Source organism: Sedimentibacter sp. (genome assembly GCF_033447055.1).
GTDB lineage: Bacteria > Bacillota > Clostridia > Tissierellales > Sedimentibacteraceae > Sedimentibacter.
The window spans coordinates 1-12,681 of the sequence record NZ_JAWQJF010000089.1; the positions used below are offsets into that span (position 1 = coordinate 1).

15 protein-coding genes are annotated in these 12,681 nt (G+C 32.9%); 7 read left to right on the forward strand and 8 right to left on the reverse strand.

Translation table 11 applies throughout. The annotated features are described in order from the left end of the window. Positions 1 to 131: 131 nt before the first annotated feature. The 3 genes from trpS to SA378_RS06005 form a co-directional block, all read right to left on the reverse strand. Positions 132 to 1,133 (reverse strand): tryptophan--tRNA ligase, encoded by a 1,002-nt coding sequence (gene trpS, locus SA378_RS05995; protein ID WP_318525074.1) that lies wholly within the window; start codon positions 1,131 to 1,133, stop codon positions 132 to 134. Between the two features lie 181 nt (positions 1,134 to 1,314). Further along, a complete protein-coding gene (locus tag SA378_RS06000; protein WP_318525075.1) occupies positions 1,315 to 2,016 on the reverse strand; it encodes a hypothetical protein in 702 nt (233 codons plus the stop codon). Between the two features lie 83 nt (positions 2,017 to 2,099). Beyond that, positions 2,100 to 3,458: a hypothetical protein gene (locus SA378_RS06005; RefSeq protein WP_318525076.1), complete on the reverse strand. Its 1,359-nt coding sequence runs from the start codon at positions 3,456 to 3,458 to the stop codon at positions 2,100 to 2,102. 180 nt (positions 3,459 to 3,638) lie between these two features. On the opposite strand from SA378_RS06005, the gene rlmH reads away from it, so the two are divergent. From rlmH to SA378_RS06020, 3 genes are all read left to right on the forward strand, one after another. Further along, positions 3,639 to 4,118, forward strand: a complete 480-nt coding sequence (gene rlmH / locus SA378_RS06010; protein WP_318525077.1) for a 23S rRNA (pseudouridine(1915)-N(3))-methyltransferase RlmH — start codon at positions 3,639 to 3,641, stop codon at positions 4,116 to 4,118. Between the two features lie 114 nt (positions 4,119 to 4,232). Further along, positions 4,233 to 5,216: a peptidoglycan-binding protein gene (locus SA378_RS06015; RefSeq protein ID WP_318525078.1), complete on the forward strand. Its 984-nt coding sequence runs from the start codon at positions 4,233 to 4,235 to the stop codon at positions 5,214 to 5,216. Between the two features lie 6 nt (positions 5,217 to 5,222). Next, positions 5,223 to 5,609, forward strand: a complete 387-nt coding sequence (locus SA378_RS06020; RefSeq protein ID WP_318525079.1) for a peptidoglycan-binding domain-containing protein — start codon at positions 5,223 to 5,225, stop codon at positions 5,607 to 5,609. Between the two features lie 27 nt (positions 5,610 to 5,636). On the opposite strand, the gene SA378_RS06025 is transcribed toward SA378_RS06020, so the two are convergent. From SA378_RS06025 to SA378_RS06045, 5 genes are read right to left on the reverse strand one after another with little or no spacing between them, the layout of a single operon-like run. Then, positions 5,637 to 6,011 (reverse strand): metal-dependent transcriptional regulator, encoded by a 375-nt coding sequence (locus SA378_RS06025; protein ID WP_318525080.1) that lies wholly within the window; start codon positions 6,009 to 6,011, stop codon positions 5,637 to 5,639. A gap of 36 nt (positions 6,012 to 6,047) precedes the next feature. After that, positions 6,048 to 6,485: a Fur family transcriptional regulator gene (locus tag SA378_RS06030; protein WP_318525081.1), complete on the reverse strand. Its 438-nt coding sequence runs from the start codon at positions 6,483 to 6,485 to the stop codon at positions 6,048 to 6,050. Positions 6,486 to 6,505: 20 nt separating this feature from the next. Beyond that, entirely contained in the window at positions 6,506 to 7,354 is an 849-nt protein-coding gene (locus tag SA378_RS06035; protein ID WP_318525082.1) for a metal ABC transporter permease, read from the reverse strand. Beyond that, positions 7,335 to 8,123, reverse strand: a complete 789-nt coding sequence (locus tag SA378_RS06040; RefSeq protein ID WP_318525083.1) for an ABC transporter ATP-binding protein — start codon at positions 8,121 to 8,123, stop codon at positions 7,335 to 7,337. The genes SA378_RS06035 and SA378_RS06040 overlap by 20 nt, the downstream gene beginning before the upstream one ends. Continuing rightward, positions 8,120 to 8,989, reverse strand: coding sequence for a metal ABC transporter solute-binding protein, Zn/Mn family (locus SA378_RS06045; RefSeq protein WP_318525084.1), 870 nt, complete (start codon positions 8,987 to 8,989; stop codon positions 8,120 to 8,122). Before SA378_RS06045 ends, SA378_RS06040 begins: the two co-directional genes overlap by 4 nt. Before the next feature lie 408 nt (positions 8,990 to 9,397). Between SA378_RS06045 and SA378_RS06050 the strand changes: the two genes are divergently transcribed. The 4 genes from SA378_RS06050 to SA378_RS06065 all read left to right on the forward strand — a co-directional run. Next, on the forward strand, positions 9,398 to 9,877 hold the full coding sequence (locus SA378_RS06050) for a 4Fe-4S dicluster domain-containing protein (protein WP_318525085.1): 480 nt from the start codon (positions 9,398 to 9,400) through the stop codon (positions 9,875 to 9,877). Continuing rightward, positions 9,877 to 11,709: an aldehyde ferredoxin oxidoreductase family protein gene (locus SA378_RS06055; protein WP_318525086.1), complete on the forward strand. Its 1,833-nt coding sequence runs from the start codon at positions 9,877 to 9,879 to the stop codon at positions 11,707 to 11,709. The genes SA378_RS06050 and SA378_RS06055 overlap by 1 nt, the downstream gene beginning before the upstream one ends. A gap of 62 nt (positions 11,710 to 11,771) precedes the next feature. Then, on the forward strand, positions 11,772 to 12,266 hold the full coding sequence (nuoE, locus tag SA378_RS06060; protein ID WP_318525087.1) for an NADH-quinone oxidoreductase subunit NuoE: 495 nt from the start codon (positions 11,772 to 11,774) through the stop codon (positions 12,264 to 12,266). After that, the coding region (locus tag SA378_RS06065; RefSeq protein WP_318525088.1) for a (2Fe-2S) ferredoxin domain-containing protein at positions 12,259 to 12,681 on the forward strand (423 nt) is incomplete at its 3' end. The genes nuoE and SA378_RS06065, both read left to right, overlap by 8 nt.

Consider the following 12,681-nt stretch of genomic DNA (forward strand, 5'->3'; position numbering starts at 1 on the left):
GAAAAATTGCAACGGTAATTAATTAATCAAATATTTTTATTGGGTTCTATGAACTCTTAGTTAAGGTTGCCCAAAAATCACAGTCTTTTTTCACACTTCCTCCAAATAAATTGATAATACCTACTTTATTTTTAATATCTTGGTATAAAACCAACTTTCTTATAAGCTTTTCTTAAAGTTTTGCGAGCTGCAGCTTCTGCTTTTTCAGCTCCATTAATATATATTTTTTCCAAGTAATCCTTGTTTTTCAATAAATAATCTATTTTTTCCTGAATTGGTTTAAGCTCTCCAATAACAACCTCTGCTACATCATCTTTAAACTGTGCATAACCCTTACCTTCATAATCTGCCACAATTTCAGCATTTGATTTATTTGTAATTTTAGAGTAAATATTTATTAAGTTTTTAACTCCAGGTTGAGCATCTGAATATCTTACGATACCTTCTGAATCTGTTACAGCTCTTTTGAATTTTCTTCTTATTGCATCAGCATCATCCATAAGAAGTATGTAAGCATTATCATTAGAATCTGATTTTGACATTTTACTTGATGGTTCCTGTAAACTCATTATTTTAGCACCATCCTTTGAAATAAACGGATCAGGAACCTTGAATGTTTCACTAAAACGATTATTAAATCTTTGAGCTATATCTCTTGCAATTTCCAGATGTTGTCTTTGATCTTCTCCAACCGGAACCAAGTCAGACTGATAGAGCAATATATCTGCTGCCATTAAAACCGGATATGTAAATAAGCCTGCAGTAATAGCATTGCTGTCTTGTTTTTTAGACTTATCTTTAAATTGAGTCATCCTTCCAAGTTCACCGTAGTAAGAAAAGCAATTTAACAACCATCCAAGCTCTGCGTGAGCCGAAACATGTGATTGTATAAATAGTGTAACTTGTTCCGGATCCAATCCTGCAGCTATATAATTAGCAAGCACTTCCAGCGTATTTTTTCTTAAATCCTTAGGTTCCTTAGGAACAGTGATTGCATGCATGTCAACTACACAATAATAACAATCATATTCATTTTGAAGTTTAACCCAGTTTTTAAGAGCTCCTAAATAATTTCCAAGGGTCAACGAACCGGAAGGCTGCATTCCGCTGAATATAACTTTTTTATTCTCCATTTTATCCTTTTATCCTCCACATATAATAAAAAAGAGCTTTCTTCCGACTAGGACGAGAAAGCCCGCTAAAGTCTCGTTTTTGTGATTATACTACAATACGATTTATTTGTCAAAAATATTAAAAATATAATTGAAATAAACCAAACAGCAAAAATTATTTCCTAAATAGCTAATATTAATTTTAAATTTTTAAAATATATGTAATTATTAAAAATATCACTTGTGTAATCTCTATAAAAAAGCCTTCGATAGAACTGGGAAACTCCTTTATTTTTTTATCTAAAGAACTCACAACTAATCCTGAAATCATATACGTCAATGACAAAGGAATCACCAGTTTGTAATTAAATATGGCAGCTAATAAAAACGATATGGCAAATGCTGCCATGCTGTGATATTTGCCGCAATACTTCATTATTGAAGTACCTTCTTTGTTTCTTTTAATTATTGTACTTAATATTATCAAACTGCTGTAACCTGCCACCGGCATTATTATAAGAGCTGTTGCAGGGACAATTCTGATAAGAGAAATATATAGCAAGCTGATAATTACTATGCCAATTGTACCCGAAATTTGGTCTGATTGATTTTTAAGTTTAATAATATAATTTAAAGTTCTGTATGTGTCTGTTAAATTAACGTTCTTAGTAATTATGCAATAATATCCTAATATAAGTGTACTGATAAAGAATTCATCGTATATAAATATCAGAGATGAAATTAGAAACGCAACAAAACCAATAGCAAGTCCTATTAAAGGCAATGCTATTACTCCGTTTTTAAAATCATCATCATTCGAATCTGCGTATATGGTAATATTTATTAAAGTATACTTCTTCAGCATTAATACAACACCAATAATGATACTTCTCAAGTCAAACATAATACTAACCCTCAATCTATTTTTACCATTATACCACAAATGAAAAAATTATTATATATTAAATTTTTTCAATATAATTGAGTTCATAAAATGTTATAAAGTCTCATAAGCATTATATACGCTTCTTGATATGTGCAATAATCGTAAGGTTTAAAACTATTGCAATATCCCCTCATTATTCCTGTGCTCGAAACAAAGTAAATAAATGGTTTTTCCGAATCTTTCACATTTGAAATATCATTATAATAAACTACGCTATAATCCGAAATATCCATTCCTAACTCATTAGCAATATACGTAAATAATTTTGCAATTTCCAACCTTGTCATATGCCCTTCCGGTGGCAATATCATTCCATCATGGTTTATTAACCCCATCTGATATACTTCATACATTATTACCTTGTTACTGCAAAGCAACACATCTGTAAACATATGGCTCATGCCATCATCTACAAGTATTTCTCCTCTTACAGGATCTAAAATAAAATGCTCCTCTTGCAATACAATATTAGAGCTTTTGTTGAATGCTTCTTCTCCAAGCTTTTTTTCAATTATATTCAATACTACACTATAGAAATTCTCTCTTGTAATATATGCATCGTACATTCCTTCAAATTTTTCAGGAATCAATGATTCGTTTTTCATAGCACAAATTGATTCTACTGCCCAATCATCCGGCTTTTGGGGAACAGCTTCCATCCATAACCTCGAATCTTCTGTTATGGAAATAAAACATTTATTAAATACATCTGCAAGAAATCTCACTTTTTCATGTATAATTTCAGTTTCTCCCTCGCTAATATTGCGGAGAATTTCAGGATGAACTTCTGCATACCAGATTAAATCTGCAACTTCATCAATAAAATTCATTGCAGAATGTTTATTAATAAAAACATCGCTATAACCTTCGCCCCATAATCCGTATTCGTAACCTTTATTAAAGTTCTCAAAGTCAGCTTTTAATTTTTCATACCCATACACTTTGTACAAATAATCACTTACAAAATGTCCTAATTCATGAACTAAACTTTCTTCAGAAGCAATGCACACATCAGAATACAAACTGCTTTGCAATGCATTTATGTAAATGTTCGCCGACTCATTAGTTAAAGAGTATTCAGAAAATAAATCCATTATTATTTCAGTTTCATTTATTATTACATTTGTGCTGATTCCATTTTTATTATAAAAATCTGTAATTTCCTTTATAACACCTTCCGGAAATCTTCTTAAGCTTTGTTCTAATACAAAAATACACTCTGTAGAATCTAACTCTTCATCTTCTACGTTAATAATTATATTTATCCCATACTTTTCTTCAATATTGTTTTTTATTTCATAATCATTTGGAGATTCCATTATTTTCGCAAAGCCATACGCCTGTGAATTGAACATGAAAAAGCATAATATAAAAAATAACATCCTTTTCAACATAATCATAGTAACCTCCGGATATTTTTATGTGACAGTAAAAAAATTATAGCACAACAATAAAAATATTACAATATATTTTTGCAAACGTTTACTGAAAAATTTTTGAAACTAATTTAAAAATAGTATATAATATTATATTATTATATTTCTTTATTTATGTACAAAACAACAATTGCAGGTGGTAAAATGAAAATAACAATAATTTCTGTCGGTAAAATAAAAGAAAAATTCTTTTCAGATGCAATTAACGAATATGCAAAAAGACTGTCAAAATTTTGCATATTTATTGAAGAGGTAATTCCCGACGAAAAAGCTGACGAAAATTTTTCAACATCACAAATCGAACAGGTTAAATCAAAAGAAGGAACAAAAATACTTAATAAAATATCAAAAAATTCATACGTTGTAGCCCTTGACATAAAAGGAACTCAGCTTAGTTCCGAAGAATTAGCACAAAAAATAAATACATTGGGAATTGAAGGAACTTCTGATATTACATTCATTATAGGAGGAAGCAATGGACTTTCAAAAGATGTTTTAGAAAGAGCTGCCTATAAACTTTCCTTTTCTAAAATGACATTCCCCCACCAGCTGTTCAAAGTGATTTTAACAGAACAAATTTACAGAGCATTTAAAATAAATGCAGGTGAAGCTTATCATAAGTAATAATATCTATGTACATAAAAGTAATCAAATGTTCATGTGTGCATATATTAAACATATAATATTTAATTACCGAATAATCAAATGTTATTATTTTTGTTTTGTGTGGAGGAAAAAATGGGAATTCAATTTTCTGAATCGTCATATGTTTATATACCTAAGACGATAACTGTCCATCTTGGACCACCAGATTCCACAGCGGAAAATGTAACACTACCGTTTATTGACTATATAAAGAACGTTGCAAGCAGCGAATTATATCCTACTTGGCCAGAAGATGCCCTCAAAGCTAATATCAATGCCATAGTGTCAATCGCTCCGAACAGGGTTTTCACAGAATGGTATAGAAGCAAAGGTTATAATTTTGATATAACAAGCACAACCCAATTTGACCAGGCATTTGTACCTAATAGGGAGTTATTCGATAACATATCGCAAATTGTTGATGAAACATTTGATGATTATATAGTCAGAGGAGTAAGGGTAGAACCTCTATTTGCAGAATTCTGCGACGGTAAAGTATCTCAATGCGACGGAATGTATCAGTGGGGATCCGTTGATTTGGCAAATCATGGTTATACTCCTATTGAAATTCTAAAATATTATTATGGCGAGGATATAAACTTAGTAACAAACACTCCCATTAAAGTAGCTGCAGAATCTTATCCAGGAACTCCTCTTAGTCTTGGAGATTCCGGCATACCTATATATTATGCACAGCTTCGGCTGAACAATATTTCTACTAACTTTCCTGCAATTCCAAAAATATTTCCTGTTGACGGAATTTTTTCAACTCAAACGGAATCAGCCGTGAAATCATTCCAAAAAATTTTCAATTTGCCGTCTACCGGAGTAATTGATAAAGGAACTTGGTACAAAATCTTATATATCCATACAGCCGTAAGGAAATTGGCAGAGTCAACTTCAAGCGGAATTTTACTAAGCGAACGCCCAAGAACAGGAAACGGAATAATAGTACCAAGAGTCCAAATTGTTCAATACTATTTGAATATTCTTTCAGCCTATTACCGTACAATTCCTGCCGTTGAAATAACCGGCGTGTTGGATTTAGCAACAAATAAATCCATTATTGAATTTTAAAAAACAATGGATCTCCCTGTTACAGGCATAATAGATGATCAAACCTGGTTTGCCATCAACGATAAATTATTAGGAATACTAATAACACTGCCTCCTGTTTCATTAGCGTTTCCACGCATTGCGTATGTTGGAATAGATTACAAAAGAGGTTCTACAGGTCCCGGAGTAGTAATTATACAAGAATATCTCGCATACATTTCTTCTCAGATACCAAATATAACTTATGTGCCTTACAACCTTGTGGATGGTATATTTGGTCCAATAACAGAATCTGCTGTTATTACATTTGAAAAAGAATTTGGTCTTGTTCCTGATGGCTTAGTTGATGAAAGTACATGGAATAAAATAGTAGATATATATATAAATTTAAAATTAGGTGAAAAAACAATATAAAATATTTTAACTTTTAGTGTACTAATTTCATGTTAACGTATCTTCTTTATTTAAATACTTTTTTATTCCTTGGTAAGTCTCTCGACTAATAATATGCTCAATGCGGCAAGCATCCTTTTCCGCAATATCATCAGGTGCACCGGTAACTTTAATTAAAAATTCTGTAAGTATTTTGTGCTTTTCATAAATACTTACTGCTTTTTCTCGTCCTTTTTCCGTTAGTTTCAAAAATCCTTCTTCACTTACTGTAATATACCCATCATCCTTTAATAATCCTACTGCACGACTTACACTAGGCTTACTTAAATTTAATTCTCTTGCAACATCAATTGAACGAACAGACCCGATTTTCTCTTCTAGTATTAAAATAGTTTCTAAATAATTTTCTCCTGATTCATACATTATTCGCCCCTCCTACAAAATTGAAAATTTTCCTGCTCAATCAATCATTTTTTTCTGACAATCCAAACAATATCCATACAAATATAGTCTATGTCCTGACATTGCAAATTGGGTTTGCTTTTCTAATGATTTTTCGTAGGATTCTAATGGACATCCTTGAATTGTAATAATTTTTTTACAACCAAGACACACTAAATAGTGTCTGTGTCCTAAATTGTTATATTCAAAGAGCGTTCGGTCATTATCCATAATATTAAGCTTGGTAACTAACCTTTTATCCACTAAAACTTCTAGTGTCCTATATATGGTTGATAAGTTAATTTCCACTTCGTTTTCCTTTAATTCAAGATATATTTGTTCTGCTGTAATAGGATGACTGCTTTGTACCAACATATCAATAATAGCTTTTCGACTTTTTGTAATTTTTAAACCACTTTTCTTTAGTTCATCTTCATAACATGATTTATCATTCAATGCTGATACCTCCGCTATTTTCATTCTAATTCTTGATTAACAGCTATTTTTGTCATCTTAACTTTTTCTTTTACAAAATGTATAATATACAATGAAAAACAAAAAATTACCGACAGTATTACTATAGTCGCTCCTGATGCAATATTCAATACATAAGAAATCCATAATCCCGCCATACAAAAGATAATCCCAAAAATAATGGCGTATACCATGCGATTTTTAAATTTTGAAGAAAATAAACCAGCTGATGCTGCAGGAGCTGTCAACATGGCAAGTACCATGATTATTCCTGCAACTCTTATTAAAACTACTATTGTCATTGCTATTAAAATCAATAACAAATATTCTAAAAATACTGTTTTTATTCCAATAATTGAAGCAAATTCTTCATCAAAGAGATATGATTTCCAATCATTATATAATAAAATCACTACAAGTACAACAATGAATGTCAATACAACCATTAAATAAAGATCTGATTTTGTTACAGATAAAATATTTCCAAAAAGATACGAATTCAAATCAGGCGGATATCCCGGCATCAATGAAATAAAAATAATCCCAAGTGCCATCCCTAAAGACCAGAACAACCCTATTATAATATCGGATTGCACCCCGCCTTTTCTTTTAATATATCCAATTCCAACTGCAGCGCATGCAGAAAAAATAAAAGCTCCTATTATTGGTTCAAATCCCATTAAATAGCCAAATCCAACTCCTCCATAAGCAGTGTGGGCTATTCCTCCGCTCATCATAACTAATTTCTTTTCTACTATTATTACACCTATTATCCCACATACTATGCTTGCAAGTATGCTTGCAAGTACAGCATTTTGTAGGAAATTGTATTCAAATATTGCTTTTATCAATATGATTTTCCTCCTCGTGTCTACGTAAAACTCTATGAGGTACCCCATGTGCAATCAAATCAACCGGACATCCATAGAGCTTCTTTACAGTATTATCATTAACCTCAGGTTCACCGTGATATACTAAACTTTTGTTCAGACATGCCAAGGTGCGAACTTTAGATGAAATAGCACTTAAGTCATGGGTAACCAGCATAATCGTCATATCATTGTTCAATTCTTCAAGCAAATCATAAATTTGTTCTTTAGAACGCATATCAACACTGGCTGTTGGCTCATCCAACAATAAAAGCTTCGGGTTTACGGCCAATGCTCTCGCAATCAACATCTTTTGAAATTCCCCTCCTGATAATTCTCCTATTTGTTTATTAGCAAGTTTTTCTATACCAACTCGCTCTATTTTTTCAAAAGCAACAGCTTTATCATTTTTTGAAAATCGAAAGAAAGGGTGTAACCCTCTCTTCATACACCCTGACAAAACAACTTCAAAACATGTTGTGGGAAATTTCTTATCCATTGAAGCAAATTGCGGAACATATCCTATCAACGCTTCGTTTTTTCGGTACTCCTGACCATATATTTGTATGTTTCCTTTTGTGATAGGAATCAGACCGAGAATAGCCTTCAGAAGTGTAGATTTCCCACCACCGTTTGGACCCATAATCCCTATAAAATCCCCATCATCTACATCCATGCACACATTAGTAAGTGCCGGAGTTTGCCCATAGTATACTGATAAATTTTCTATATGTACAGCATTTTTTCTCACTGCATCACCTCTGCCATAGTTTTTGCCATTTTTTTAAGATTTTCTATGTAATCAGCTGATAACGGCGCAAGTTGCATAGTCTTACCGTCTATTTCCTCTGCAAATGATTCAGACTGACTGCTGTCTATTTCTTCTTGATAAAAAATAGCTTTGATATTTTCTCTCTTTGCAAGATCTATCATTTCTTGTAAATGAACAACCGTTGCCTCTTTTCCTTCTTTCTCTAACGCATACATCTCTAAATCATAATCATCTGCAAGATACCCAAAAGCAGGATGATATACAATAAATTTTTTACTCTTAACTCCAACAAGTGCTTCTTTTATTTCTTTATCCAATTCTTCCAATTGCTTAATATATGCATCAGCATTTTTTTTATATGTTTCTTTATTTGCTTCATCAATTTTACCCATTTCATCAGCTATCACTTCTATCATTACTTTCACTCTTTTTGGCGAAAGCCATATGTGTGGGTCTCTTTCTCCTGATTCAAATGTTCTATCCTCGTAAACTAAAGCTACTTTATCCTGCAAGGCAACTACTTTAACATCACCGGCATTCGGAAGGATATTTGCTTCTTCTGTAGGCATCCCAATTGAAAAATAAATAGATGCTTTACTAAACTTTTCTATCTCAGCCGGAGTAGGCTCGTAATTTTCCGGACTATTACCCGGAGGAACTAAAACGACCACTTCAACCAATTCTCCGCAAAGCGCCTCTACAAAAGTTTTTTCCGGAACAATTGTAACTGCAACAGTTGGTTTATCTCCTTTAACATTTTCTAAACCTTGTTTACTGCATCCAAAGAGAAAGACTATACTTAGTATGAAAATAAAAAACAACACGAAACGATTATTTTTTTTCATTTCCTCAATATCTCCTTCTGTATGTCTATTTGCAAATAATTTGCATTTGCAAATGTATTGTATCATCATGATGTAACCGTGTCAATAATAAACATTATATATAGCAATAGTAACATTAAATAACCAATTAATTTACTTTTTATGTTAAAAACTATTGTAAAATCGTTTTCTTTATGATATAATAATGTAGAATTATTAATGTTCCCGATTCACAGTTGACCTCTATGGCCTCTGTGAACAGTAGGGCGTAAAAAGCAATTTTTACACCTGCCATTGCGCAAAGGGATACAAATTAACTATGTTAATTTGTATCCCTTTTATTTTAATCAAAGATTAAAATAATTGCTCTTATAAAATTCTATAGCACTGAAGGAGGTGGATTCTGGCACTTATGGTGACCAGAGAAAAATGTCTAAAGGTTTAGTTGTATCGCCGGACAAATGTACTGGCTGCAGAGCGTGTGAACTTGCATGTTCTTACAGCAAAAGTGATAGTTTTAATCCAAAAGATTCTGCAATATCTGTTATGTTTTATGATGAAATAGGTTTGCAGATTCCAATGATGTGCATGCAATGCGATGAACCGCACTGCGTATCTGTATGCGTAACAAATGCTCTAACAAAGAATGAAAAAACAGGCATTGTAAATTATGATAAAGAAAAATGCATCGGGTGTAAATTGTGCATAAGCGCATGTCCATTCGGAAACATTACTTACAGTTCAAGATTAAAAAGTATAATTAAATGTGATTTATGTGGTGGCGACCCTCAATGTGTTAAAATGTGCAGCTATGGGGCTCTAGAGTACAAAGAATTGGACAGCACCTTAGAAAAGAGAAAAATTATTGCCAACCAATTTAAAGAAGCATTTGGAGAGGGGGCTAAATAATGAAAGGATATACCGGGAAACTAGTCAGAGTTAATTTAAGCAATAAGTCAATAAAAGTAGAAAAACTTAATATGGAATATGCAAAAGATTATTTTGGCGGAAGAGGTCTTGGCTCAAAATACTTGTGCGAAGAAATCGATCCTCAAATTGATGCATTAAGTCCTGAAAATAAATTAATTTTTATGACAGGTCCTGTTACAGGAACATATGCAACTTGTGCGGGAAGATTTAATGTAATAGCTAAAGCTCCTTTGACAGGTACAATAGGCGCCAGCAACTCCGGCGGGCATTTTGGACCAGAACTAAAATTTGCAGGCTATGACGGAATTATATTTGAAGGTAAAGCAAACTCCCCTGTTTATTTGCATATAAGTGATGATTTAATAGAATTAAAAGATGCCTCACATATCTGGGGCAAAAATGTTAATGAAACAACTGATATGCTCCTAGCCGAAAATGAGGAGGATGCAAGAGTTGCATGTATTGGACCTGCCGGTGAAAAACTTGTACTTTTTGCAGCTGTTATGAATGACAGAGACAGGGCTGCAGGAAGATCCGGTCTTGGTGCTGTAATGGGAAGCAAGAATTTAAAAGCAGTTGTTGTAAGAGGAACAAACGGTGTTGGTGTTGCCGATGCTTTACAATTTAATAAAGCTTGCCAGGATGTAAGAGAAAAAGTTTTGGCAAATGGTGTTACAGGAAAAGGTGGAGGACTTCAAACTTACGGAACTGAAGTTCTTGTAAATATTTTAAATGGAATTGACGCTCTTCCTACTAACAACTGGCAGTCATCAAGATTTGAAGATGCAGATAAAATAAGCGGAGAATTTTTAACAGAAAATTACTTGGTTAGAAATAGAGCTTGTTTCGCATGCCCAATAGGCTGCGGAAGAGTAATTAAAATTCCTGACGGAAAATACAAAGGAATAGTTGCTGGTCCTGAATATGAAGCTGGCTGGTCCTATGGAGCTTCCTGCGGAATTAATGATATTAATGAAATAGATAAGGCAAACCACGTATGCAATATGCTGGGACTAGATCCTATAACAATGGGAGCAACAATTGCATGTGCTATGGAATTGTATCAAAAAGGATATTTGACAAAGGATGAACTTGGTGAAGAATTAGAATTTGGTGATGCGCAAGCTATTTTAAAATGGACCGAAAAAACTGGCTACAGAGAAGGATTTGGTGATGAACTAGCTCTTGGCTCTTACAGACTCGCAGAAAAATATGGTCATCCTGAATTTTCAATGACTGTTAAGAAACAAGAAATGCCTGCATATGATGGCAGAGCTATTCAAGGAATGGGATTATCTTATGCTACAAGCAACCGCGGTGGTTGCCATGTAAGAGGATATTTAACATCTACCGAAGTACTTGGAATTCCTATTAAGACTGATCCATTAAAAACAGAAGGAAAAGCTGCATTATTAAAACTATTCCAAGATTTAACTGCTGTTGTTGATTCATCAGATATATGTCTGTTCACTACTTTTGCTATTGGACTTCCTGAAATATCAAGTTTATTAAATGCAACGTTGGGAATTGAAATGTCTGATGAAGAAATACTAAAAGCAGGCGAAAGAATTTGGAATCTAGAAAAAATCTTCAATTTGGAAGCCGGATTTACAAGAGAAGATGATCTGCTTCCTAAAAGATTGCTGACAGAACCTGTAACAAGCGGTCCTTCAAAAGGAAAAGTAACTGAACTCGAAGTTATGCTTGATGAATATTACAGCGTAAGAGGATGGGATGAATACGGAGTTCCAACTGAGGAAAAACTTGAAGAACTTGGTTTAGACAACAAAATTGCTGAAAATGCTTATTAACAGTTAATGCTAACAGAACATCCAGCAATGGATGTTCTGAATTTTAAATGAAGGTGATATGTATGAAAGTTGATTCTCACAATAATTATGATTATATAGAATCAAATGAAATATTAAAAAAATATCCAATGGAAAAAAGATTCACACTAGCAATACTTCAGGATGTTCAGAAAAAATATGGATTTATTCCAAGAGAAACAATGACTTACATTGCAGAATATTTAAGCCTTCCTGTCAGTGACATATACAGCATGGCTACATTTTATAAAGCATTAAGCCTTAAACCAAAAGGAAAATATATTATTAAAATCTGTAATGGAACTGCCTGCCATATAAGAGGTTCAAATGTATTAATTGAAGCAGTTACAGAAGAATTGAACATCCGTCCTGGAGAAACTACAGATGACGGATTGTTTTCTATTGAAATAGTAAACTGTCTTGGTGCTTGTGCGCTTGCCCCTGTCATGGTTATAGACGATAAATATTACGGCGGAATGACTAAAGAAAAAGTAAAGCTCGTAATAAAAGAGTATAAGGAGGCAGTTATAAATGAATAAAGAAAATAATAACAGAAAAATTTTAGTGTGCTGCGGTACAGGCTGCCTGGCAAACAATAGCTACGATGTATATACTAAATTTCTTGATAAGTTAAAACAAACAGACATAGATGTTGTACCACTTGTAAAACCCACTGGCTGCAACGGACTTTGTGAAAAGGGTCCTGTTGTTAAAATTCTTCCTGATGAAATATCATATTTTAAGGTTAAAGAAAGCGATGTTGATGATATTATTGAAAAAACTATATTAAAAGGGGAAATTATAGACAGGCTCCTCTACTTCGACACCAATGAAAAAAAGAGAATTGTATCCCACAAGGACGCTTCTTTTTACAAACCACAAAATAAAATTGCTTTAAGGAACATTGGCGAAATTGATCCTAAAAGCATTGAAGATTATGAAGAAAGAACTGGA